At 40.2% G+C, this 23,992-nt stretch carries 22 protein-coding genes and 1 rRNA gene; 7 read left to right on the forward strand and 16 right to left on the reverse strand.

Translation table 11 applies throughout. The features are described from left to right. Positions 1-9: 9 nt before the first annotated feature. A 5S ribosomal RNA gene (gene rrf, locus BEL04_RS00005) occupies positions 10-121 on the forward strand. A gap of 358 nt (positions 122-479) precedes the next feature. After that, positions 480-692, forward strand: coding sequence for a hypothetical protein (locus BEL04_RS24115; protein WP_175403963.1), 213 nt, complete (start codon positions 480-482; stop codon positions 690-692). 96 nt (positions 693-788) lie between these two features. On the opposite strand, the gene BEL04_RS00015 is transcribed toward BEL04_RS24115, so the two are convergent. The 4 genes from BEL04_RS00015 to BEL04_RS00020 form a co-directional block, all read right to left on the reverse strand. After that, a complete protein-coding gene (locus BEL04_RS00015; protein ID WP_065998832.1) occupies positions 789-1,271 on the reverse strand; it encodes a 5-fold beta-flower protein in 483 nt (160 codons plus the stop codon). Between the two features lie 130 nt (positions 1,272-1,401). After that, a complete protein-coding gene (locus BEL04_RS24120) occupies positions 1,402-1,539 on the reverse strand; it encodes a hypothetical protein (protein WP_175403964.1) in 138 nt (45 codons plus the stop codon). Positions 1,540-1,586: 47 nt separating this feature from the next. Beyond that, positions 1,587-1,790 carry an Arm DNA-binding domain-containing protein gene (locus BEL04_RS24725; protein WP_083227687.1) on the reverse strand — a complete coding sequence of 68 codons (204 nt, stop codon included), beginning with the start codon at positions 1,788-1,790 and terminating at the stop codon, positions 1,587-1,589. Positions 1,791-2,307: 517 nt separating this feature from the next. Next, entirely contained in the window at positions 2,308-2,868 is a 561-nt protein-coding gene (locus tag BEL04_RS00020) for a hypothetical protein (protein ID WP_065998833.1), read from the reverse strand. 249 nt (positions 2,869-3,117) lie between these two features. Here BEL04_RS00020 and BEL04_RS00025 point away from each other — a divergent pair, with 249 nt between their 5' ends. From BEL04_RS00025 to BEL04_RS00035, 3 genes are read left to right on the forward strand one after another with little or no spacing between them, the layout of a single operon-like run. Beyond that, positions 3,118-6,162, forward strand: coding sequence for a hypothetical protein (locus tag BEL04_RS00025; RefSeq protein ID WP_065998834.1), 3,045 nt, complete (start codon positions 3,118-3,120; stop codon positions 6,160-6,162). Further along, positions 6,159-12,095, forward strand: coding sequence for a DEAD/DEAH box helicase (locus BEL04_RS00030; protein WP_065998835.1), 5,937 nt, complete (start codon positions 6,159-6,161; stop codon positions 12,093-12,095). The genes BEL04_RS00025 and BEL04_RS00030 overlap by 4 nt, the downstream gene beginning before the upstream one ends. An 11-nt stretch (positions 12,096-12,106) precedes the next feature. After that, positions 12,107-13,123 (forward strand): YafY family protein, encoded by a 1,017-nt coding sequence (locus BEL04_RS00035; protein WP_065998837.1) that lies wholly within the window; start codon positions 12,107-12,109, stop codon positions 13,121-13,123. Positions 13,124-13,180: 57 nt separating this feature from the next. Here the strand turns inward: BEL04_RS00035 and BEL04_RS00040 are convergent, their stop codons facing one another. From BEL04_RS00040 to BEL04_RS00050, 5 genes are all read right to left on the reverse strand, one after another. Further along, positions 13,181-13,726: a hypothetical protein gene (locus tag BEL04_RS00040; protein ID WP_139112876.1), complete on the reverse strand. Its 546-nt coding sequence runs from the start codon at positions 13,724-13,726 to the stop codon at positions 13,181-13,183. Between the two features lie 51 nt (positions 13,727-13,777). Beyond that, positions 13,778-14,842: a DUF932 domain-containing protein gene (locus tag BEL04_RS00045; RefSeq protein WP_065998841.1), complete on the reverse strand. Its 1,065-nt coding sequence runs from the start codon at positions 14,840-14,842 to the stop codon at positions 13,778-13,780. 4 nt (positions 14,843-14,846) lie between these two features. Next, the gene (locus BEL04_RS24125; RefSeq protein WP_175403965.1) at positions 14,847-15,017 is read right to left on the reverse strand and encodes a hypothetical protein; all 171 of its coding nucleotides are present in this window, start codon (positions 15,015-15,017) and stop codon (positions 14,847-14,849) included. Further along, entirely contained in the window at positions 15,004-15,141 is a 138-nt protein-coding gene (locus BEL04_RS24130; RefSeq protein ID WP_175403966.1) for a hypothetical protein, read from the reverse strand. The genes BEL04_RS24125 and BEL04_RS24130 overlap by 14 nt, the downstream gene beginning before the upstream one ends. Before the next feature lie 74 nt (positions 15,142-15,215). Further along, entirely contained in the window at positions 15,216-15,815 is a 600-nt protein-coding gene (locus BEL04_RS00050; protein WP_065998843.1) for a hypothetical protein, read from the reverse strand. 498 nt (positions 15,816-16,313) lie between these two features. On the opposite strand from BEL04_RS00050, the gene BEL04_RS00055 reads away from it, so the two are divergent. Continuing rightward, a complete protein-coding gene (locus BEL04_RS00055; protein ID WP_139112877.1) occupies positions 16,314-16,859 on the forward strand; it encodes a hypothetical protein in 546 nt (181 codons plus the stop codon). Here BEL04_RS00055 and BEL04_RS00060 read toward each other — a convergent pair whose 3' ends face one another. Together BEL04_RS00060 and BEL04_RS00065 are read right to left on the reverse strand one after the other, a co-directional pair. Then, on the reverse strand, positions 16,860-18,302 hold the full coding sequence (locus tag BEL04_RS00060) for a hypothetical protein (RefSeq protein WP_065998850.1): 1,443 nt from the start codon (positions 18,300-18,302) through the stop codon (positions 16,860-16,862). Then, positions 18,302-19,804 (reverse strand): SMEK domain-containing protein, encoded by a 1,503-nt coding sequence (locus BEL04_RS00065; RefSeq protein ID WP_065998852.1) that lies wholly within the window; start codon positions 19,802-19,804, stop codon positions 18,302-18,304. Before BEL04_RS00065 ends, BEL04_RS00060 begins: the two co-directional genes overlap by 1 nt. Positions 19,805-19,970: 166 nt before the next feature. Here BEL04_RS00065 and BEL04_RS00070 point away from each other — a divergent pair, with 166 nt between their 5' ends. Next, complete coding sequence (locus BEL04_RS00070; RefSeq protein ID WP_065998854.1) at positions 19,971-20,222, forward strand: hypothetical protein; 252 nt, start codon at positions 19,971-19,973, stop codon at positions 20,220-20,222. A 317-nt stretch (positions 20,223-20,539) separates the two neighbouring features. Here the strand turns inward: BEL04_RS00070 and BEL04_RS00080 are convergent, their stop codons facing one another. From BEL04_RS00080 to traK, 5 genes are all read right to left on the reverse strand, one after another. After that, complete coding sequence (locus BEL04_RS00080; protein WP_065998858.1) at positions 20,540-20,719, reverse strand: histone H1; 180 nt, start codon at positions 20,717-20,719, stop codon at positions 20,540-20,542. A 75-nt stretch (positions 20,720-20,794) separates the two neighbouring features. Next, complete coding sequence (locus tag BEL04_RS00085) at positions 20,795-22,063, reverse strand: hypothetical protein (protein ID WP_065998860.1); 1,269 nt, start codon at positions 22,061-22,063, stop codon at positions 20,795-20,797. A 4-nt stretch (positions 22,064-22,067) separates the two neighbouring features. Next, positions 22,068-23,129, reverse strand: a complete 1,062-nt coding sequence (gene traM, locus BEL04_RS00090) for a conjugative transposon protein TraM (RefSeq protein ID WP_065998861.1) — start codon at positions 23,127-23,129, stop codon at positions 22,068-22,070. Positions 23,130-23,138: 9 nt separating this feature from the next. Continuing rightward, on the reverse strand, positions 23,139-23,366 hold the full coding sequence (locus BEL04_RS00095) for a hypothetical protein (protein ID WP_065998866.1): 228 nt from the start codon (positions 23,364-23,366) through the stop codon (positions 23,139-23,141). Then, a complete protein-coding gene (gene traK / locus BEL04_RS00100) occupies positions 23,363-23,986 on the reverse strand; it encodes a conjugative transposon protein TraK (protein ID WP_065998869.1) in 624 nt (207 codons plus the stop codon). Before traK ends, BEL04_RS00095 begins: the two co-directional genes overlap by 4 nt. Positions 23,987-23,992 lie beyond the last annotated feature (6 nt).

A 23,992-nucleotide genomic window follows, 5' to 3' on the forward strand; every position in this document is an offset into this window, starting at 1 on the left:
AAAAAGCATTCAGGTGCCTATATCGGCGGTGTCCACCTCTTCCCATTCCGAACAGAGAAGTTAAGCCCGCCAGAGCTGATGGTACTGCGGTAATACGTGGGAGAGTAAGTCGGTGCCAACTTTTACTCAACAACCCTGCTAACTTTAAGTTAGCAGGGTTTGTTTGTTTTTATACACTTCACATTTGTAAAATGCGATCGGAGCTTCTCCTAATCTTGCAGTTCCTGATAATTAATTGCTACAAAGGATTCGATAAGCACGTGCTAAAAAAGGATTATAAAGAAGAGAAGGAAGATGCCTGTCTTAAAGGTTAGCCTGCGGGTTAACAAACGCTACTCTTTTCCCCTTTATCATTCGATTCAATTCAGGCATATAAACGTCTATCGTTCTGTAATTGCAGATCCAGGTGTAAATTGGAGTGTGCCATCGTAATGGGAGCATGATGGTTGATGGTAGCATACCCACTTACTTCCATCAAGTTGAAGTCGTTGGCAAAAGCGGGAAGCATTAACAATGCCCAGGACTTTGAAAAGTTGCAAAATAATGCCGGGGCAAAGTGGTTTTCTTTTACCTTAAATTCATGCTGGATTTTCTTGCAGCAGTTATCAGAAAAAGAGTGGTCGGCTTTGCTTCGATCCGATTTGGTTCCACCGATAGAAAAACTTGTTGATCTTAAAAGGCCGCAGCAATAGTAGTCAGTTACCGTCACTCAAAGAATGGAAAGTAGGTATACTATTATAATACCAAAGATTGCTGCCCGCTTCATCGGATTACAAGTTTAATTTCACTTAACTTTTACCTTTCTTGCTCAGAGAGTCTTTTTTGGCCTGTTCTAATTTTTGCTTTTCGAGGAGGAAACAGTGCGCGGCGCAGGTATGCAGCTTGTAATTTCTGTGAGCATAGCCCCAACTGTGACCTTTCGGGTCGAGTATCTCACACTTCGCTTCATCTACATTTTTTAATTGTAGTACGACCTGCCCCTCATTATTATAGTAGTTGCCGTTTTTTGCGGCCTTTCCAAGTTTATTGCCTTTCGCATCTACAACATTGCCGTCGCGGTCAATAAAGTACAAGGTGTGCCCCTGGTTATCCTTAACAATATTATCCTTAGTAATATAGCCAAGTTTAGTACCGGCGTGGTTATGGATACCGCCTTTACCGTCGATAGTAATAAAGTTGTACTTGGTTGAATCTTTTGCCTTCTGTGCGAAAGCACTCGCAGCAAACACTATGAGCGCCGCGAAGGTGAATAGGTGTTTTAACTTTTTCATGACTTTGATTGTTTTTTACCAAAGTAAAATAAACCCAATCCAAAAACTATTGACAGTGAGCAAGTTAAAAAGTGATATAGGTCAGTTTTTGTATTGGCGTTGTTTAGATCAGAAATTTAAAATGGCTAAGTTAGCGTGAGTTGCCGTATTCTTTATCAATAAGTGCCTCCATTTTTTTATTATGTTCTTTGAATATTTCGATCAGGCAATGACGTTTTTCACCTTTGCCGAGATTTATCGCGGATAGCATCGGCGGTAATACGCTCATTCGCTTCCGTTAACCGGCGATGGGCTTCATAAACTTTTGTTTGAAGATCATCCAGATAAGCATTTTATACTTTCATTAGTGCGGATGGCGCGCCCTGCGTGGGTATTCCAACGGGCAGGTTCGCATTCCCGCCCTGTGGTGACTTCGGATCGTTCGTCCTGAACTGTAATGCGCAGGTAGATTGGCGCAGGGCCGGATTGGTAGTTTTTGGGCTTCTTCATATATAAGAGCAAGCTGAAATTGGTTTTCATGTTTTTTAACAATAAAAAGTGAAACAAATTTAGCTTTGCAGATACCGCAGGTCAAGATGTTTATTTTTTAACGACCTATATATCAAATAGTTACAATCAATTCGGTGGGTCGAAAAATCACGTTGCTTAACTCGCCGAATAACTCCCTTTTCGGGGTTAAAAAGGTGCGTTATTAATAGATTGCCCAAAAACATAAAAGCCTGCAAGTGAATGATTTGCAGGCTTTTGTTGCGTTTTGTGGTCGAATTTGGCGGTGAGGGAGGGATTGTAACCTGCCTCTATTTGCAATTGATTATCTTACACTTACACATTTACAGAAATCATGTCACAACGATTGTCACATTGACCTTTTTTAGGGCTGTAAATTCAATCCTAATTTAAGCATTATCCGGCTATTTAACAAGCAAAAATTTAAATGAAAAATTGGCGGTTGGCAGGTGCTTGCGATTTAGGCGTAGACTTACCAGTGTAGTGATCACCATTATAAATAGTGTTTGATAGCCGTAACAGTAAACGTTTATGAAATAACCCTATCTATTCTTAGCTTATTAATTAAGTCACGAATGGAATCACGTATCTGGTAATAAAAGTCAACAGCTTCCAAAATATTTAGAAACTGACGGTTCAAAATTTTCTGCCTATAAGACTTAATGATTTCAAATAACAAATCATCTTCCCATTTATAATTGCTCGCCATCAAGTATGGCATTGCTACAATATCCCCAACTGATATTAAAACACCATTTAGATCGTGAATAATCATACCTAATAGATAGCCAGGATTAATCATGCCCTGATTCAGATCAAGTGATTTGCCTATCCTTTGGGACGCTGTAAAACCGTCCAGGTAGTGATTGAATATACTGATGTATCCTAATCTTATCGAATCTGCATTCTCAACGTTTTCCTGTCTCAGCACTTCACGCAAAGGTGATATCTCAGCTTCATATTTAGTCTTTAATCTTTTCATTTCAGCTAATTCGTATTTGTCAGTCTCATCCTGGCGTAAGATGCCGATTCTAAATTCGCATGTCTCTATCTCATTGTACAGAGTAATATATTCTTCAATCTCTTTCATTTTGTGTTTTCCAAATTATAAGTTAAACAGCTCATCTTGTTCAAATGATGTTCAGGTGAGTTAAAATAATAACCAAAAGCGAAAGCAAATAAGGCAATTGGGCTTTATTTTTAGGCTTAACATTTCTATTCAAAAATATTAAAAACATATTTTTTAAAAAAAAGGAACCAACTTATGTGGTTGTTATTAACGTTTGCTGATAGAGTGCACACATAGTTCCTTATATTGCACTATTAAACCGTTATCACAATGACGCAATTTGAAAAGATCTTGGTTTCTAAATGTTTAACAAGACACGATGGTAGGTCTTTATGGAAGTATGGCTTGTCTGATGGCGAATTTCAACAACTTAGAAAGTTGTTACTGGAAACAAAGCGATTAGAGTTGCTTGATCCGAGAGACGTGACTCTTTACTATTCTGAATGGTGGAAAAGATGTTATAATGGCGGCTTCCCTTCAAAAAAAGATGTTTTTGATTCGATACAAAATGGTCAGTACTACGATGACGAAGCCTTTTACCGGACCGCTAAAAGGGGTGCCACCCTTTTAGGAATAAAATGGATTAAAAACCAAAATACCCTTTATTTTAAAACACTGTTACTACAGGGCGGCATTCCCATTAAACACATCTCCAATAATAAAGGTGCTTATAAAAATATTCTTACAAAACTGTTGGAATTCAATCCTACTAATATTGATGATTTTGCTTTTAATCCTGAAATAACTTCTCTATTACCTGCTTCAAGTCAAAGTGATGAAATCTATGAATGTTGTTTAGCTATAGTAAGAGCAATTATAGATGAAGATCAGGAATATCTTGCCCTACTTGATGATGAAGAAGAATTGGGAGAAATTACAAGAGACTTAAAAATCAAGCGGAAAAACCTTCCAATCAGAACTTCGAAACCTCGATGGAGAAACTTTTGGGTATTTGAACCTGCAAAGCAGCGTATCAGGCTTTATTTGGGCATTCCGGACATGACTGGTGCTTCGTTTAGTGCTCTTTTTATTAATAATCCTAATACTATTCTAGATCAAGAATACAAGTTATATCTGAATGATAATTTGTTATGCAAATTCTTAAGACGTGCTGATAGCTCATACAAAATTCTTTGGGTTGACGACAACGAATTAAATTGGGATGGAACGGATCGTTTGCCTGATATATACCTGATAAGTTGTTCTGGTGAAAAAACGAATTGCCAACATTTAATAACACATCTTCCAAATTTAACAAAAGCCACTCTTTGGACCAAATACTCTGAAGAGCAGTGGATATTGGAAAGAAGCGCTCATACAGACGCTTTAGAAGGATTTGTGTTATGCCCTTTAGAAAATGGTTCCGAAAATATAGCCAATGGGGAATGTGTCGTCATCGCAGGCACGTCTTTTAGATGGATAAAATTCGAACATACTTTAACTATTGGAAGCACTACATTTAAAACGGGTTGCAGAAAAATAGATTGGCATATTACCGATCATCGACCAGCTTGGATACAGCGTTCTAATTATACAGTTATACGAAGAAAGCCCAAAGTATCTGTCTATGATGAAAACGGAGAAATCATTCCAAATGTTCGGCTGAAGTGGCGGTTGAAAAACACAGCCATATGGAATGACTGGGATGCTGGCTTCAGCTTAGGTTTATTGGAAATACAGATACAAGTTGGTAGCATTATAGAATATGATGCTGTTTTTAATCTTGGTAATATCGATGTTGTAATTGAATCTAATGCATTAAACAGCGCCGAAATTACGTTAGTTGGCAATACATATAATCTTACCATAACCGATAATCCGTTAGTTGTTGCAAGGCGTATTTCAGTAAATAAATTTGGCCTACAATTAACCCGAAATGATATTATCCCTCCTGCAATCCAAGCAAGTTTAAAAACAAATATTCAAACTTCAAGCCTTCGTTTTGAACTCAAGCCACCGTTTAAAGGAATTGAAATCATTGATAATCAGGGAAACATAATACAAGAGAATAGCTATTTGCAACTAAATCATTTGCGTGGGTTACGACTAATTTCTAATCTGGCAAACTTGGTCGTAAATATTTGGAACACAACGCGGACAAACATGGTGATTTCACAACCGTTAACCGATAGATTTATATCGGTACGCACTTTTGAAGACGCTATCATTCAATTATTTGCGCTCTCCGATGCAATGGACGGAACAGTGGAGATTATTATCGAAATTATAGAGAGGCGTCCACAAAGTATAACAAAGCTAAAAGAATACAAGATTAAACGTTATGATCAACAAATCGAATGGGGGTTTTATCTTGGGAGTCATCTTTTTATCAAAACTGGACCTGATTTACCAGATCTATACGCTATTCCTTTAGATTGTACAAATGCCCAATTACAACTGAGAAGTCTCATTAACAAGCAAGGACAGTATGCTTTCCCAAATGCAGAATTACTTACAAAGTTCGTCGTATTTAGCAAGAATAAAGACGTTCAAACGCAGCCAGCATTTCTAAGTCTTGACCCTGTTAATAAAGCGACCACACTCGAAGATCGCGAAAAAAGAATAATTGCGTTACGAGATAAACTTTTGAGAACAGCTTCAACAGATGATGACTGGAATAAGCTGCTGAGCTATTATTTGGTATGTGAAGATAACGATATACCCTATTCAACTTTTGATATTTTAAGGGCTATCAGCTTTTCCTCACTGCTGGCGGCTAAAGCATTTGTATTTTTAACTTGTTGTGACCCTAAACAGAATTTTAATGAAATCGCCTACGTTAAGATGGAGCAAGACCTTGGCTTTTTATTTCATTGGATCAATAAAGATCACTGGATCGACGCTATGGAATGGATGGGGTGTTTCAATGATGGCCAATTAACGAAAGAAGTAAGCCAAGCGATTCTGTCGCATTTTGACAATTGTCAGCCCAATAATTATTTCGCTAAAATAGCGGCGTTCGTGACCCAAAACATTGTGCCTGACTTACCCAGTGGCTATCATTTGAACAGTCGGATTAGCGAACTAAGGGCTTCTTTCGGTGCTAGAGTATTAAGCGAATTTCCTCAGCGCTATCCAAAAATAGCCGATAAATACCAGCATATTATTCCTGTAACCGACAGTAATCGTCCCGTTGAAATTTTACTTCGTTCGCCGCTAGTCGTTGCCTTATCGATCGCTGGTAAAGAAGATAATCTATGGTCGGTAGAAAGTGAATTCAAAAGAAGAAATATTAAATACATTCAACAATTAGATCCTGAGTGGTACGGGCAAGCAGTCAATTATAGTTTAACTAAATTATCAAACTTGTCATGAATTTTAGAAATTTTTATCATACAGCACAAAGCCGAATTAAAGATGCCATAACGTCGCTTTGGGCAACAGGTGATGCAGAAATGCAACAATATTTTACATGGCTTTTAGAAAAGGAAGGGCTAATGGCAGAACCTGTGTTCCAGACAGCATTTCCATGGGAAAGTTCAGACAAGACTTTTGCGGAAACCAATGAAGTATTTAGTGAGCAATTTATTAATGCGCTAGATCAGGAAAAGAATGGAGAATATCGTTTTCCAAAAGATCGTAACGTGTATAAGCATCAATTAGAAAGTTGGCATACACTGATAAATAAACACCAGTCTATTGCAGTTACGACAGGCACAGGGTCAGGAAAGACAGAATGTTTTATGCTTCCCGTTTTATATGATATTTACACTAATAAACGAAACTGTAGCGGGGTAAATGCGCTGTTTTTATATCCGTTGAATGCGCTTATTGGAAGTCAAAAAAAACGAATTGATACCTGGTGTCGCGCCCTCGGTGGTATACAATATGCGGTTTATAATGGTCTAACAGATGAACATGCTCGAACGGCAGATGCTCAAAAGAAATTACCGGAACTAATTTCTCGCGATCAAATAAGAAAAACGCCTCCGCAGATCTTATTTACAAATCCAGCAATGTTAGAATATATGTTGGTGCGTAACAAAGACGTTCCGTTACTCAGGAACTCAAAAGGTTCTTTACGTTGGATATTATTAGATGAAGCTCATACACTAACTGGCTCAGCGGCAGCAGAAATGGCGTTGTTAATCCGTCGAGTTATAGACGCTTTTGAAGTTGATATAAGCCAAATACGGTTTGCTATTACATCTGCAACTGTTGGCGCCGGGGAAGATAGCTCATTGCATTTAAAGCAATTTATGGCTAATCTTTGTGGCATACCACAGGGTCAAATCAAGGTGATTACTGGTAAAAGAGTTCTTTCCCAGGAGCTACCGGTTCCTATATATACTATAGATAAGGTGGCGGACATTCAAAATCATGACTTTCCTGAATTATTTAAAGAAGTGCATGAATTGCGAAATAAACTACTCTGCAAGCCAGGTATGCCAATATCGGAATTGGGAAAGGACTTTCGTTCTTTAAATATAGATCAGGGACTTGCACTTGTTGATAAACTAAGCGATAGACATGTCAACGGCGATTCGATTTTTCCAGTGCGAGGACATTTTTTTACAAGAGGCATAAGCGGCGTATTTGCCTGCACAAATCCATCATGTACGGAAGTGCATCGACATAAACCAGAAAATGCGCTAGGGTGCATGACCACGATAGCAGGAACTCTTTGTAAATGCGGTGCACAGTTGTTAGAATTGGTAGCCTGCAGGTCTTGCGGTAACCAGCTTTTGGAAGCAGAGCTAATAACAATGCCAAGAACGCTGGATCGTCAGCTAAGAATGGTGTCGACAATAATGCAGGACCCGTTTGCAATTGAGCATAGTGATGATGACGATGAAGATAACCCAATTATTAGCAGGGATAAATTTTATTTCACACGAAGATTTCCGAATGCTAGATATATTGGGTCGATAATCAATTTTGATATGTCTTCCGTTGGTGAAATAATACCTGGACAGCATTTTACTGAAGCTGATTCAGGCTCTACTTGTCCTCATTGTGGTGAGCCGGTTTCTGAACCTATGCACTTCCGGTTATCCTCATCATTTATCAACCGAATTTTATCAGATGTTATTTTAGAACTTACTCCGGAATCCCACCCATTGACGAGGGAAATGCTCTGGAAAGGACACAAGTACATCTCATTTACTGATAGCCGTCAGGGAACAGCGAAAATATCAGCTTTGATAAATCAGGACAATGAAGCCAATTGGATAAGATCGCATGTCTATCATAAGCTTTGCGAAAAAAAAGAAGATTGGAAAAAGGAAAATGCGTCCTCCCCAGAAGAACTACAAGCCATTATTACACAACTAGAACTTGAACTAGCTAACACTACACTACCTATTCTTCGAAATTCAAAACTGAAAGATATTGAAAAGTATAATGGTCTATTGAATCAACAAGCGGCTCCCAATGAAGCTATTAGTTTAGATTGGTCTACCATAAAAACTTATCTATTAAGCCAAGCGGGGCTCAAGACATTGTATGAAGGCACTAATCCTCACGACACCAATCCAAACGGCTTGTCACTTTATTTAAACGCCATACTTTACGATCAATTTGCCAGAAGGTTACCACGCGAGCGCTCATTGGAAAACCTAGGTATGGTTAGTTTATATTATCCCAAATTACAGCATACCAACTTGCCAACAGAAGCTACGGCATTAGGTATTAATCTAAAAGATTGGCATTCGTTATTAAAAATCGCTATAGATTATTTTATACGATATTCCTTTTATTTTTCCAGCAATCCGGAAACTTACCCATACAGAACCTCCTACTTTCGTAACCAACTATTATTTCCTCCAGATGCTCAGCAAACCAACGTCAGAAAGTGGCCGAGATTTGAGAAAAAGCGTCAACAAAACAGGCTTGCGCTGCTGATTTGTGCGGGCCTTGGTTTTCATGAAGTCGATGAAATTGATGCGGAAACAGAAGATCGGATCAATGAATTGATGGAACAGATGTGGCGGTCTGTAAGAACCATCCTTACCCGCCATGAGGAGGGCTTCAGAATTGATTTAGAAAGTGAAAGTCGATTTATTTTGTGTAACGAACTTTGGCTATGTCCGGTAAAACGTCGGCTGATTGATGCACAATTTAAAGGCTATTCACCCTGGATAAAAGGTAATTTAAGTAGTGACAATATTCGCCATTTCAAAATCACACATAGTGCTATTAAATTTCCGGAGTTTCCTTATCCCTTTAACCAAGATGATGAAAAAAACACGGTTATTAGCCGCACCAGAGATTGGATAATTAACAATACGCATACCTTGCGCACAGCAGGCGTTTGGAACAATCTGCATGAACAAATTTTATTACACAGGCCACTTTATTTATCCGGTGAACACTCTGCCCAACAAAATGAACAACGTTTGAAAGAATTAGAGGGCCAATTCGAAAGATCGGAAATCAATATTCTAAATTGTTCAACAACAATGGAAATGGGTGTTGACATTGGCGGAATATCCGCAGTTGTCATGAATAATGTACCTCCTAGTCCGGCTAATTACTTACAAAGAGCAGGTCGTGCGGGACGCAGAAAAGAAGCGAAATCCCTCGCGTTTACTATTTGTACTCCCAATCCTATTGGGCTGAATGCAATGAATAATCCCTCATGGGCACTTGATCACCAGATCGCTCCACCGTTGCTATCATTTAATAGTCAAACTGTAGTGGAGCGTCACATGAACGCTTTTCTGTTAGGAAAGTTCGTGCAGACGACAGCAGTTAGCGGTATCAATATTAAGATGATAACAGAACGATTTTTCTTTCAGGAAGATATGCCTATTGCGTTACAATTCAGTAATTGGTTACAGGACTCTGATCTTCGTTTGTTAGAAAACAGTTTAAGAATCATATTAAAGGATACGCCGTTAGCCAATAGAAATTTTTCTTTTCTACGCGATAAGGTATCATCGACATTTCAAGAGCTTACAGATAGAACCGTACATAAAAAAAATGCCTATGACGCTAAATTAGAGGCGCTGGCAGTCGAATTCGGTGAGCAATCCCCAGCTTATAAAACAGTGCTTTTCCAACGAAATCAATTCCTCCATAAGAATGCGATTGGATATCTGTCTGAGCAGGGTTTTTTACCGAGCGCTGGTTTACCAACCGGCATAGTTGAATTTGACACAGTAAATGTGGATGACTTGAAAAAACAAAAAAATGAGAATGCTAAACCTTCTTATTTTATTACACGAGCATTAGCCGAGTTCGCACCTGGTAATCAGGTCGTCATTGACGGAAAATGTTATTTATCGGAAGGAATTGTGCTTGAAAACGACCGGGGTGTTCAGGCAGAGCGAGAAATTATCCAATCATGTCAGCATTGCGGCTATCAGCGTATTATTGAAGTAACAAAAAATGAGGATATCCACTCTGAGTGTCCTCACTGTAGACACAATACTTTTCAGGGAATTGCTTTTAAAGGAGAAACTCAGAGAAGCTTGTATACGGAAATGATTCAACCGGCAGGGTTTGCGGTGGATATTTATAAAAAATCCACCCGTAAAATCAACGAAGTGTCATCAGTCAATTATGTAGATCCATTGTTAATCAACATTAAGCCCTGGGAAAATGAAAGTACGGCGTTATTTGATATCAGAGAAAGCGACTACCACGCTGAAATCATGTTTTATAATATTGGAAAGGGCAACGGTTATTCTGTGTGTCTGCATTGTGGTAAAGCTGCAATGGACCGGGATTCTCTTAACGGACATAAGCGTTTGAGAGGTGGAAAGACGGACCAGGAACAACAAACAGGTAATTGTTCAGGAAATGTTACGCCTTTTGCCATTCACGAAAATGTGATATTAGGAGGGCGATTTAAAACGGACTTTTGTGAATTACGTATCAAAAATGAAAATGACTGTTATTCCTCTGATCAAGTGTTGCTATATACGCTTGGGGCAATAATCAGTAAAGAATTATCTCATTTCTTAGCTGTGGAAGAAGCAGAAATAAGCTTTGGTATAAAGCGGTATGAGAACTTTGCCACAATATTCATTTTTGATACGACAAAAGGTGGTGCTGGTTATTCTTCTCAATTTATTTCTTACGCTGATCGCATATTTGAACTGGCTAAACACAAATTAGCTGCTTGCGATTGTGATGGAGCATGTACAAAGTGCTTGATTGACAGGAATACTCAATGGCACACTGACAAACTCGACCGCAATTTAGCATTATCGTGGCTAAAGCGCGTTACAGGGCTACGTGTACCACAGGAATTTACATCCCAATATCCCGGTTTACTGCCGTTAATTGGTGGCATCCAAAATGAAATCATACGTTTGCGCTATCAGGACAAGGTAAAGTCAATTCGCTTGTATGGGTCATCAGATATACTGAATTGGGATATTGACCAGCTTAAAGTAATACAGAAGCTTAAAGGATTCGTGCCAGTAGAGTTTGCCATCGATAAAACTGACAGGACGTTAACGCTATCAGAAAAAATTTCTTTCATCCAGCTCAATTCCTGGTCGACAGTTAAAGAAGTAGCAAACAACGCGGAATTAAGGTTAAAAACTATATGCAAAATAACAGATGAGCAGGGACGTATTACAGAGTATTTGACTACAGATTTTAATAGAAACTTCGATGAAAATTGGGGTAATGCAACTCATGGGAACATATTCAAAAATCATAGCGGCGAGCTCGAAACATTATGCGATAAAAATTTCACACTTGACCAACAATCGGTATTTGAAATTTTCATTGAAAAAAATGATACAATCTTGTCAAATGAAATTGCATCGATTCTGTTGGAAAAATTGGATGGAAAAATAGACTTGAAAGAATTTATGAATGGCAGATCATTTGATGTTACCTACACTGATCGGTATCTTAAGACGCCTCTCGGTTGCATTCTTCTTATCCAGTTCCTAAATCGGCTAAGCAAGGAACTAGGTTTTGATATTCAATCTTTTAAATTCGAGGGACAAAACTTTTCAGGTGACCGCAAGCCACACAACATATTTGATAATTTTAGCACTGCAGAAGACCGTAATAATGCAGTTATATCTTTTGCAGAAGATACTGGCATAACTGAAGTGTCAGCCACTAATGGCCAAATCCCACATTTTAGATACTTTATTTTTGATAACGAAGCAGTTAAAATAACTATCAGGCCAGATGCCGGCATTGAACATGGTTGGTACCTGAATGATTATCGTAAAAAGGTATTCTCGCAACAGACATCCGTTTTAGATACTTATGTAATTAATAAAAAGGATCAGATAATGCCTATTCTGTACGTCCTTTCTGTTGAGCGCAAATAATTATTACAACCATGCCTACAAATAAACACGCTCAAATCCGATATCTTGCACTTGATAAATGTCTAAGTAATCGAGGCCGTCGATATTATATTGGTGATCTCGTTATTGCGTGCAATGAGGCAATCTTAGATTTTACGGGAAGAAATGATGGCGTAGGAAAACGTCAGGTTTATGAAGACATTAAGTTCATGGAAAGTGAACGGGGATGGAGTGCTATAATCGAAAAGTGTAAAGATGGTAAACAGGTCTATTATCGTTATAAAGACGACCACTATTCTATCAACCAAAGTCCATTAAACGAAGTTGAGTTAACACAGATCAAAGAAGTTATTCATACGTTGTCCCGTTTTACAGGGCTACCTCAATTTGAATGGGTTTCAGAAATTTCCAATCGGTTACAGACTCTTAGCAATGACCGCCTAAAAGGGAATAGCAGTGTTATAGATTTTGAACAGAATCAATATTTAAAAGGTGTTGAACATATTTCGACACTTTTTAACGCCATTCATAACAATCGTGCTCTAAATGTCAAATACTTACCTTTTAAGGGAAAAGATATTCTTTGTTACCAGTTTCACCCATACTATTTGAAACAATACAATCTTCGTTGGTTTGTATTTGGAATAACGGAAGATGTAATGCAGCTTACTAATTTTGCGCTTGACCGTATTCAATTAATTGAGGAGTTACAAATCCCCTATATTCCAAATCAGTTTGTAGATTTTACCGACTATTTTGAAGATATCATCGGCGTTACATTACCTGAAAATGGTAAAATAGAAACTATTGTAATATCGGTGGTTCCTGACTTACTACCGTACTTGGAGACTAAACCATTACACGGTTCACAGAAGAGAGGGGATAAAAATGATGTATTGACATTCCAACTGATCGTGAATTATGAGTTAATCTCAAAATTATTGGCCTATGGCGATGGAATTAAGGTTCTTCAACCGCCATCTTTGGTCGAAGCTGTGCGATATAAAATTCAATCAATGAAAAAACTGTATGACCTCAAAATCGATTAATTGCGACAGCAACGCCCGTCTGCCGCGGAGCGGCAGCGGGCGACCCGGGCTTTGGGACTATATTTCGACGATTAAGCCGTCCTGACATTCGGATGCTTCGGCTTCCGCATCTGCACGGTCATCAAATACGAGCGTATTACCGTCCGTATCGGTACAAATCGCTGCATATTCAGGCCCGCCGTGCATTTCCAAAACCAAGTATTGGCCGCTTGTTGGCGTAGCCAGTTTTACAGGCAAATAAAACAGCTCAATGGCTTGTCTGAAACGTGGCGACTTTGCTCTGTGCAAACCGTACTGCTCCAAACAGTGATTGGTGAATATCGCTAAATAGCCATCAAAAAGTTGGTTGGTAAACAGGTTGCCGCTTTTGGTCAGGTTCTTATCATACTTTTTTATGGCACTGGCTACCCGTTCGGCAAGCTGTAACCATTGGTGATAACTCAAAAATGGATTATTCCAGTTGACTAATAGTTCCTCTTTGTCGTTGGCTACCTTTTCGGCGATGGCTTGAGTGTATTCCAAAAATTCGGGTATCTCATCCCTGAACAGGTCGAATATAATTTTCGCCTTATCCACATTCATTAATTGCTCTATCGTTTTCATGGTTTTTAAATTTGTGGTTAAAACATAAAGGGGCATTGCCGCCCCTGTTGATTAGTTTAAAATACGTTCGCCGTGCTTTGCGAAATCATTACAGAGATTAAAAGCGGCTTGGTTCTTCTGTAAGCCCGTACCCTGCATGATGGATTTGAATTTGCTTTGGTCGTCCCTGAAATTCCGCACATTCTGAAAGTAACCCGTAACGGCATTGTACATGCCGAATAAAGTGCCTTTAGTAGTTTTTTCCTGCTGTGTCGGATTGGTCATTGCATAATCAAATACACTCGAAACGATGTTGTTAAATTGGCTGGTTAATTCTTCCTGCTTGCCTGTCTTTACCAGTTCATACGTTTCTCGGTTGGGCGACATGGCTAATTGTATGAGTTGCTTTAACTGCGGGTCGGTAATCCGCACCCTTGACCATCGGTTAAATACGGCCTCCAGTTCAATCGATAATTGATTAGTGATACCCAACATCTTATGCGCCTGTTTCAGCTTGTCGGTCGCACTGGCGGTATGGCGTATTTTAATACTGTTAACATGGTTGCGCAAAGCGGCGTTTAATGTGTTCTGACAGACGACACGGATAGGTGTAAATGCAATGGTAATACTTTCCGTACCATCATGCGAAGTCGTTAAAAACAAATACTTCTCAATGCAATCATTGCGTCCCACACGGATATAATCAGGCAGTTTAGCAGTAATAAAAATGCGTTCGCCGTTTTTACCCAACGCCCCCGCCGTTTCGTATAAAATACCGTCTTTACCGCCCACAATACTATCAAAGAAACTAAAGGCATCTACATTTTGCACGACTTCGTAATCCTTACCCACCACGCCTAACGGTTGCTCGGTATCGGTGCGCACAGTAGCAAAATAATCGGGTACGGCTATTTCAGGGATAATTATATCCGTGTCGGGGTCGCCTATAAAGTTCTCGGTGTCATAAGTAAATAAAGGGCGTTTTTCTACGCCAAAATCCAAACCCGCATATTGCAGGGCTTCGGCACTGGTCGGGTAATCGCTGATGATCTGCCCTAAGCCGTGCCATGCTTTTTGCTTAACAGAGAAAAAACTGTGTTTTCCTGTACGCTCGTTATAATTGATGTTATGTGCCATTGTCTTAATTTTTTAGCTTGTAATCCATAATTTCCGTTTCTAATACCTCTACATTCTCCGTACTTCCAATATGATAATCGGTTTCCTTCTGTAACTCCTGTATGGCATCGTGTATGTGCTGATACTCGGTTCGCACCGTAACCCTAATCAGTAAGAAAATCTTATCCGTTCTCATATTGGTAAGTATTTAAGAACTCGTTAAACTCCAACTGGAATAATGCAGGGTCGGAACTGGCTAACTGCCGTGCATAACCATCCCAAAAAATTTGGTTGGTTAATTCAATGAATAATTCTAACATTGTCTTAGCTTTTTGGTGGTTCAACCATTAAAAATTAATGCCCTGTGTACCGTCATACACAGGGCATTTCCCATTTATTGCGGAATAACGATAGTGGCTTCCACCTCTGCCAGTTTCTCTAAACAAAGTTGTTTCACCATATCTACCACTTTCGAGATAATGAAAGCGTTCTTAGTTACAAACTCCTCGCCGCCGTCATCAGCAATCGTCAATTCACAACGGCCAAATTTGCTATCCCCTGCCACATCGTCTTTGTCATCGCTCTGGGCAATCAGAAAGCTATCCAAATTGGTAATGGTATTGCTTAGCTTATTCTTTTGGGCAATCTTAATCCCCAAAGTTTCTACTAGTTTTACGGTATCTTCCAAACCCCGCACCTTGTGTTCCTGCAAATCAGTTTTGAGTTCCTTTTTGCTCGGCTCGGCGGCAGGTGCGGGAGCGGCTACCGCCTGCGCAGGTTGAGCGGTCGCTTGCGGTTGGGGTGCAGGACTGCCGGCCTTAGTTTCTGCGGACGGTGCAGGGGTAGCTTGCGCAGTCTGTGCAGGGCTTTGATTTTTGTTGTCATTTGTTTTTTCCTTTCCGGTTACGTTAGGGCGCATGTTACCTGTGTTAACTGTTCCTTTTTTATCATTAGTGTTTGCGCCTGTGGCGGTTGCTTTTTCTTTAGTTTCCATTTTCTTAATTTTTAAATATTTAATACTCAATTCAATTTTTAATCCCTGTGACGGTCGGCGGTCTGTGCTGTCCGACCTGCTTGGGGGCGCTCTGCTGTTCCGTGTGTCCATGTCAGTTTTGCTTTTCTACTATCCCGCTCGGCATACGCCTCGCTGGCTTTTTGTAAGCGCCCTGACCTGAACACGGCGGGCTGAAGGACAAGACTTTGCGGAAAAAAATACCTCGTCCGCGGAGCGGGCAGGGAAGATTTTTTTCCAGCAAACCCGCAGGGCACGGTCTTGGCATTTCAGTCCCGCCGTTCAGAAATTTGCTTGCGAAAAAGCCAGTGGGGAAAAATTGGGGGAGCTAAAAGGACTTTATCAATCATGAAAAAGTGCAGACAGGCAATATGGCTGAGGAACGAAGCCATGTTGCCCAAAATGCGGTGAAGCGGCAGACGAAGGACGCGGCTGGAAACGCTGGCATAATTTGATTTAGTTTTTTTACATTTAATGATTATGAGTGCAATCATTAAAGCTGCTTTAGCACAAGCAAAGAAATTTGGAGTTGCTTTTTTAAGTTTTGTCCTTTCTAGGCCAAGAATAGATATTGATATGATCTTAAATCCAAGTGATCTATATGGGCAAAAGACTATATCAGTTTCAAACAAGCAAGATCATGATGTACCCGCAGTAGCCGATGTAAGATGGGATTTTCTATTCTTTTGGAATTATATAATCTCTATTAGAAACAATTCAAGCAAGACGGCATATAATTTAAAAATTGAAAGTATCTATAAAACAAAAATTGATCATTTAGAACAATTAAATAACATTCTTTCTTTAAAAGAGGCTGAATCAATTGATCTTAGTTATATAATTAGAAAAGAAGTAACACTTAATAGTCGTGAGGCTGACGAGTTTAGGCAACCATTTCCGCCATTCCTTGACAAAATTGTGATAATCTTGTCTTATACAAATGAAGCAAGAAAAAAATTTTATACACGATTTGTTATGGATGCTAATTCAAAGCAGAATGAGCACTTATTTTTCAAACCTCACTGATCACATATAGAAACTATACTTCAACTGCATCTCGTCATCCGGGCCTAAGTATTTTAAAATCTCTCCAACATTTCGGGCGCACTCAATGGTTATCGGATATTTTCTGTCAAATTGTGTGTTATTCCAATTCATTTTTGTTAAAGCCAAAATTTCATCGCATATCAAATTCGGAGATTCATCGTATGATGCTAACTTGATTTCTAATGCGCTGGGGATGTACATTCCCGGATAAGTTTCATAGTAGGGAACTGAACCTCTCGTGTACAGAATATGGTGTTGATCAGTTAAATGAAGATGTGTACCACGCATTGGTGGATAGGCTCCAAACCGATAGAGACGAATGTCGGATTGTTGAATTGATACCAGGTCAACTTGATTAATGTGAAAATTTCTCGCGGCCTGTGTAAAGCCATCTATTTCACCGGCACTATAGTTAGAGGTCTTATGTAGAACCAACCGTTTGGGAAATATTTTAATAGCGTCGTAATATTCTTTGAGTGATTGTGAAAGCAAATTAAAAGCCTGTTCTTCTGACAAATGTGGCGTTCGGTCGTTTTTCTTTAATGTAATTTCTTCTCCCCTTAATATTACGCCTTTACCCAGTTCGTTAAAGATTTGTGCAATACTTGTCTGAGTTGTGGTTTTATCTCGGCTTTTAAAAAAGCTAATACCGGCGTAACAGGTGGTTTCCGCGGTATCCTTTCTAACCAATGCCCAAGGCGTACCAGCGGCTTTATAATATAACGCGGTAAAGAAATTCCACGCTATAGAAGCTGCATCCTGCATTTCTGAAGTAGGCTTGGCAATTCTGTCCCGTACTATTTGTATGGGAATATTGTGTTGCATAGCGGCTGCTTTTAGATACCGCCTGAAATTTTGCTCCTTTTTTGAAATTTCTTCTTCATCAACCTCTGTTTCTGAAGTTGTCTCTTCATCTTCGTCTATTACAGGGGTATCGGTATCTTGGATATAAGTGATAAAGTTTTCGCTTAGGGCACAAATAATTACATCTGGTTTCTTGTTCTTAGATAGAAACTTAATTTCACTTAGGTATAAATTAGCAATATCTATAATCCGTTCCTCTAAGTCCTTTTTTGCTTTTATAATGGTATCAAATTCAGTATTGTTAATTCTGCGCAGGTAAGTGTCATCATAGACCACCTCGCTCATAAATCCCACATCTTTATTAAATCCGCAAAAATTCAGAAATAAAGTTGGATGTGGATTTTTACTTTCTTTACCATCAATATGCGCTTTACACTTGTCAAGCCATTCCAAAACTTTGTCTACACTTTCCCCTTTGCCAATAATGCCCACTGTTATTTTTTCTGGCCTTACGTTGGTAATATCAAATGGTGTATAATTATAGATTCCTTGTTTAGGGCAGATATGCTGGTTAGATCCAAACTGTAATGATGGTTCTTCTATGTATCGTAACTTCATTATTCAAATAAGGTATTGTCTGACAATTCATTATCAATTTGTAATTCTACTTCCATTGTTTTACCTTTTTTTGTTGCCAGTTTCGGTGGATTCCAGGTTCCTTCTTCCAGCCGTGGTGATATGGTAAGTGGTTCAACAGCGTGTAATTTTAAATAAGGGTATTCTGTGGTGAAAAGATCAACGTAGGTGAAATAATAGCTAAAAAAGCGAAAATAATTACATACCGCTCCATTGTTTTCCATTCGTTTTAAGCCTGACATATAATCTGCTTCAAAACGACTTTCTTTGTAACCACCGGGGTTTGTAAAGCTCCAGGTTGGATTAATCACCAAAAACCATTCGTTGCCAAGATCCAAAAAAGAACTTCGGAATGCTAAATTTCGATAGCAAATGATGTGTTGTTCTTTTTTATTAATCATTTCAAAAATTACAGTCTTTGTGGCTTCTTTTTTTCCTTTCCATTTAACCCTTTTTTGATTAGGCACTTTCTGGTTGTTCGCAAACCGGAATATTTCGCGGGGGCCAAACCATTCTATCAGCTTGAGTTTGCAATAGGCAATTAATGTATTTCTAAGCAGGTGTTTAAAAACCCGTTTGTTATCTTCACTTGCCTCGTAATAGGCCTCAGAGTCAATATCTATAATTGTGGTTGTATCAATAATTCCTCTCAGAGCTTCAGATGATTTTGTTAAATCGAGAAAGGTATAAATACGGTTTTCATGAGGAATCCATTCATCAGATTTGATGCCGGCCATTCGCATCGCGTGTTTGATCAATTTTCCTTTTTTGAGGCTTTTGACTTGTCGTTTATTGTTTTTCTGTAAAAAGTCGTTTATGTCAGCGATCACGGCCTGTTCATCTATTTTAAGACTGGCTGTATAGAATTTTTCAGGAAAGGTAATTCGCAGCAGATTTGGTAATATCGGTTCATTCTCTGTGCTTAGATACCCGCTGACGAACTTTTGTTGACGCGTTTGGATTTGAACATCAGAAAATTCATGTTCATACAATTTCGCTATGGCCTGCAATTTCGGCGTTGAACTTATGGCGTTTATCTTTTTTAACAGATCGTCCTTATCAATAATGTTTTCATTAACATCGAAAACAAAATCGCCTGGCATGATTGCACGCAGCTTGGTAGCGTTATAATTTTCTTTCTTATGAGTGATGATGTAGATATAAAGCACATCGAACTGCTCGTTGAGCTTATATTTAAAGAAGCTTTCAAGTGTATTTTTTATCTTTTCAAAATCCGATGTGGCTGTCACCTGAAAGGCTACTCGGTTTTTGAAATCAGCTAAGTCAATAGCTGGATAATTCTTTTTTTGCGTAGAATTTAAGTTTTCTAATTCCAGGCCGAATGTTTCATTCAAAACGGGTATCAAAAAACTTTCAGCGTGAATATTTATGTGATATTGGCTATTGGCGTTAAAACCCTCTACTTCTAAAACAAACCTCGCAGCATAGGTCGTTATCTTGTTGATGTGGTCGATTCTGTTCATAAGTTTAATTGATCAACCTGTTGATTAATTGAGATAAAATATATTAATATCGCATGGGACAATGCTTAATATTTATCCTGATAATTTTAGGCATTCATCAAATATACAGCATAAATATTATGCTTATTACTATTAAATTTCCACGTTAATTCAACTGACAATATTTATGGAATACCTCGAAACCTTTACTGAATTTGCAGAACGCCTGGCTAAACATAATTTAATACAGCAATCTAAGCCTCGATTGCAGGCGTTAGCTAAAATAACGCCAACGATTCAATACCAAATTTTACTAACATTTGAAGATCCTACAGATAGCGATAAGTTGCAATTGTTATTAGAACATGAACAATACAAGCAATTTAAAAAAGTACAAATCGCTATTTATATCACTCGGCAAATCCGGATATACCGGTAAAGGCTCATTATCATATTTATCCATCTAATAGCAAAAAGGAGTTGTACGCTGTTAATGTCGATGACGGTAGCGCCCACCATAAAGTTAATCGTGGTTACACGGTACCTCGGAAAGAGGCAGACGAATTACGAGCACTTGGAGTCAATATCAAACCTGACAATATATTAGAGGGAATTGACTATGAGTTTTCAGAGGAAATAGGAGACGACTTAATATTTATCTACCTTATTCTTGATGAAGAATAAAAGCTACAAATAAAGCCCTGCCGAATGATCAGCAGGGCTTTCCCAAATTCGTTAAGCGTGATTTAATTTCAATTATTTCGCCGCGTTTTTCTTTTCCGTAACATCTTTGCGCAGGTCGGTCGCTACCACCTTGATCTGCTGTAAGGCGTTGCGTAAACGGGTACCCGCTGCCTTGTTACCTTTGTCATAAAAGGCGGCACCTTCTTTTTCCGCGGTTGCTACCAGCGCTTTCAGTTCTGCTAATTTTTCCATAATGCTTTGATTTGAAATGAATAATAAATGAATAATTGTTTTTCGTAGATCAGGCGGCAAAGATAAGCAAGCAGCTTAAACGGCCAAATCTTGTTCCTGTTCTTTGGCCTGGCTCTTTTCCTTGCCCAGCTTCATTTCCTGCTGATGTTCCGGCTTGAGGAACTGCTCCCGTTTTTCCTGCTTGCCATCCTCACGGAAGAAGTTGAGTTGACTGTAACGCGGCTGTACCTCCATAAACAACTTACTTTCCTTATCGTCTTTAACGACTGTTACCAATGGGCGGTTACCCTGTTCCAGGTTTTGGACCAGGTTTTCACGTTTTTTATCGTCGGTGAGTTCCTTAATATTGAACTTATCAAGCGTATTTTGCAGGTCAAAACCGTAGGTCGGTACATGGTATTGCAGGGTGGTATAGTTTTGATAGCGGTCTTTGGCGCTGTCCATATCCAGCTTGACCCATGCCTGGTATTGACCGACGGCGCTTACCAGGTCATCACGGAATACCGCACGGCCCTGGATCAGGTTAACCGCCTGCCCCTCGGTAAACCCTTTACCGCGTTCTACAAAAAAGGTTTGTGTTTTAGCAGGGTGTTTAAAGGCATAAGCAAACTCTTTCTCTACATAATTGATACTGCCTTTTTCCATACGCGCCAGGTCGGTGGCATGGGCGGCATCCTTGCCGGAAGCCAGCCTGCTATTGCCATTCTGTTCTTTGAAATAGGCAATCGCCTCGGTCACATTCTCGAAAGAACGGGACAGGTTCTTGCCCGGCTGCTGTTCGTTCGGCGAAATGACCATATACTTATGGCCTTCTTCCAATGGCTTGGCATTACTTAGCGCCACCTGGTATTTGTTAAAATAGTAGTTTTCGGATTGGCCGGACTGTTTAAAATGCAGCGAAACATCTACCTGTCCCCGGTTGCCTAATACCTTGTCGTTAACAGTAAATTCGGGCACCCCTTTTTCCATTTGTTTTTGCATGTCCTCCATGACTTTCTTCCCAAAGCCCAGCTTGGAAAGTTCATTTTTCAAGTTCTCCAGATTGTTGTAATTCATATCTTTTTCTTTAGTTAAACCATTCTGTTTTTTAACTTCTTCTAACAGCTTATCCGTTTCGATATAGTAAATTGGATGATCAGGCTCCTGAATCCCAAAACCGGGCCTGCCTAAAGCATCGTCCCAATAGTCGAGCGCGTCACCCATCGTATCGAAGAAATTCAAATCCGCGGGATGTAACCCACGTTCGGTAGGGTAACTGGAAAACACCACATAGGTAAAACCAATATCCTGTGCATCTTCCAGCCGGCTGATCACATCGGCCGCGTGCTGTGTTACCACATACATGGTATTAAGATTTGTTGATCTTTAACAGCACCCGCTGCCCGCCATGCAGCTTTACCCTTATGCGCCGCGCTTTCCTGCCCAGGAGCCCTTTCGCCGCCGAAATGCCCGCGCTGGCCGCCTGTGTGCCAAGCGAGTAGTCCGCCGACAGGAACTGCATATTTTCCAGCGCGCCCGCCGTGCCCTGCCCGGCTGCCTCGCCGAGTTCCGCTTCCGGCGCCGGAATGCCCGCCATACCATCCAGTGAAAACACGGTGAGCTTAACCGGGATGATCGAAGTACCCAAACGGATATTTTTAATGTCCACCAATAGGCGCTGGTTGGTTACCGTACAGGCACCCGATAAGGATTGTTCTTTTTGTAACAGCATATCACCAATGCGAACGCTATCCGCCAGCCGCAATCTGACTACGCCGCCGTTCAGCACTTTTTGGTTCCCGTCTATGGTGGCGGGGATCGCCCGAAAAGCGCTGTCCGGCTTTTGCTGTGCCGCTTCTTTTTTGAGCTTTTCCTGCACCAAAGCGGGGTTTTGTATCTGCTGTATCTTGTCCAGCATTGCGCTTAACTGCGCCATTTGCGGGTCGGGCGTGCTAACCTCGTTTTGCTTTTGTTTCAATAGTTTTTCGAGCCTTTCCAGTTGTGCGCTTTGGCCATTATCGGCTACCGGTGGCGTTGGTTTGACCGCAGGCGGCGGTTGGCTGATCTGCTGATTGATGGCGGCTAAACGCTCTTTGATCTTCGCTTCGCTGGCGGCAGTCGAGTTAGCGGGCCTGCTGAATTTGGCGGTATCCCAACCCAATGCGGCAAATGCGTTTGCGGCTGAATGTGATTTGGCCGATGTGCTGTCCCGTTTTGCCTGGTCGTAGAGGCTAAGCTTATCTGTAGTATTATCTTTTTGCAATTTTGCTCCGGGAAGCTGCGTGTTAATGCCTTTGTCGCCGGTTGATGCGCCAGCCGATGGGGTGCCATGTCCGCCGCCAAGCGCATAAAATCCTAACGCGGAAAACAGTACTACAAATACCGGCATAGCCAACCGCATAATGAGTTTTCTTTTTTCTGGTGTTGTCATAATATTTTTCTATTTGAAGTGAATAAATGCTTTGATGCAGAGGAACAGGCAGCAACCGCCGAATAAGCCGATAAACAAGGCTAAAGCGACGATCCAGGAAAGCTTGCTCCAGTACTGTGTCCGGCGGCTTAAATAACCAGCCAGTTTCAATTGCCGTTGCTCCAGGGATTGCCGAAGCTGTATCAGCCAATTAGCCGGTTGGTGCTTCTCTTTGTTGCGTTTGCGAAATAATTTCATGGCTGGTTGGTTTTAACCTGTTCATCCTGGTTCCTGATCGTTTCCCAATGTTCTATCAGGAAACCATGCGGGTTATTATCGCTGCGCGAAACGTTACGGGCAAAACCCTGCGTAACTAAACTTCGGGTGGTTGTCGATGTGCTTCGTACCAGCTTTTCAGTGGCAAAGCAGGTAAACCCGTAAGGATAGCTGTTCATATCCAAACGGATGCTGTCTACCATTACCTGCTGGCTGATATTGCCGGATATTAAATTATTGTAATAACCCGCTTCTTTGAGGTTATCATAAGCCGTTTTCGCGTTGCCGTCCGCTAAGTACAAAGCTTTGGTAATGGTAGCCTGTATCTGTTTATCGTCCGGTTCCAAATCAAAAAAGGCTTCGTGAAACACCTTGATATGATCGCGCAACTCCACGGGTATGTTATCTCTCCGGTCCTGGGCGATGGCTTCCAAAGCCTTGCCGTTAGCCAATACATAGATATGGTTGCGGAAATCCGCGCTGTAACGGAAACTTTGGTAAACCGCGAAACAACTGATGCCCACGCAGGCCGCGATCAGCAAATAGCTGAACAGCTTGATGTGCTTAAAAGCGGTGTCGATATTTTTAAAATGCTGAAACATAAGCCC

Source organism: Mucilaginibacter sp. PPCGB 2223 (assembly GCF_001705515.1).
Taxonomy (GTDB): Bacteria; Bacteroidota; Bacteroidia; order Sphingobacteriales; family Sphingobacteriaceae; genus Mucilaginibacter.

Excerpts from the sequence above, each read along its gene's own strand:
- BEL04_RS00015 (WP_065998832.1), bottom strand. The coding sequence starts at position 1,271 with ATGAAAAAGTTAAAACACCTATTCACCTTCGCGGCGCTCATAGTGTTT.
- BEL04_RS24120 (WP_175403964.1), bottom strand. The coding sequence starts at position 1,539 with ATGAGCGTATTACCGCCGATGCTATCCGCGATAAATCTCGGCAAAGGT.
- BEL04_RS24725 (WP_083227687.1), bottom strand. The coding sequence starts at position 1,790 with ATGAAAACCAATTTCAGCTTGCTCTTATATATGAAGAAGCCCAAAAAC.
- BEL04_RS00020 (WP_065998833.1), bottom strand. The coding sequence starts at position 2,868 with ATGAAAGAGATTGAAGAATATATTACTCTGTACAATGAGATAGAGACA.
- BEL04_RS00025 (WP_065998834.1), top strand. The coding sequence starts at position 3,118 with ATGACGCAATTTGAAAAGATCTTGGTTTCTAAATGTTTAACAAGACAC.
- BEL04_RS00030 (WP_065998835.1), top strand. The coding sequence starts at position 6,159 with ATGAATTTTAGAAATTTTTATCATACAGCACAAAGCCGAATTAAAGAT.
- BEL04_RS00035 (WP_065998837.1), top strand. The coding sequence starts at position 12,107 with ATGCCTACAAATAAACACGCTCAAATCCGATATCTTGCACTTGATAAA.
- BEL04_RS00040 (WP_139112876.1), bottom strand. The coding sequence starts at position 13,726 with ATGAAAACGATAGAGCAATTAATGAATGTGGATAAGGCGAAAATTATA.
- BEL04_RS00045 (WP_065998841.1), bottom strand. The coding sequence starts at position 14,842 with ATGGCACATAACATCAATTATAACGAGCGTACAGGAAAACACAGTTTT.
- BEL04_RS24125 (WP_175403965.1), bottom strand. The coding sequence starts at position 15,017 with ATGAGAACGGATAAGATTTTCTTACTGATTAGGGTTACGGTGCGAACC.
- BEL04_RS24130 (WP_175403966.1), bottom strand. The coding sequence starts at position 15,141 with ATGTTAGAATTATTCATTGAATTAACCAACCAAATTTTTTGGGATGGT.
- BEL04_RS00050 (WP_065998843.1), bottom strand. The coding sequence starts at position 15,815 with ATGGAAACTAAAGAAAAAGCAACCGCCACAGGCGCAAACACTAATGAT.
- BEL04_RS00055 (WP_139112877.1), top strand. The coding sequence starts at position 16,314 with ATGAGTGCAATCATTAAAGCTGCTTTAGCACAAGCAAAGAAATTTGGA.
- BEL04_RS00060 (WP_065998850.1), bottom strand. The coding sequence starts at position 18,302 with ATGAAGTTACGATACATAGAAGAACCATCATTACAGTTTGGATCTAAC.
- BEL04_RS00065 (WP_065998852.1), bottom strand. The coding sequence starts at position 19,804 with ATGAACAGAATCGACCACATCAACAAGATAACGACCTATGCTGCGAGG.
- BEL04_RS00070 (WP_065998854.1), top strand. The coding sequence starts at position 19,971 with ATGGAATACCTCGAAACCTTTACTGAATTTGCAGAACGCCTGGCTAAA.
- BEL04_RS00080 (WP_065998858.1), bottom strand. The coding sequence starts at position 20,719 with ATGGAAAAATTAGCAGAACTGAAAGCGCTGGTAGCAACCGCGGAAAAA.
- BEL04_RS00085 (WP_065998860.1), bottom strand. The coding sequence starts at position 22,063 with ATGTATGTGGTAACACAGCACGCGGCCGATGTGATCAGCCGGCTGGAA.
- traM (WP_065998861.1), bottom strand. The coding sequence starts at position 23,129 with ATGACAACACCAGAAAAAAGAAAACTCATTATGCGGTTGGCTATGCCG.
- BEL04_RS00095 (WP_065998866.1), bottom strand. The coding sequence starts at position 23,366 with ATGAAATTATTTCGCAAACGCAACAAAGAGAAGCACCAACCGGCTAAT.
- traK (WP_065998869.1), bottom strand. The coding sequence starts at position 23,986 with ATGTTTCAGCATTTTAAAAATATCGACACCGCTTTTAAGCACATCAAG.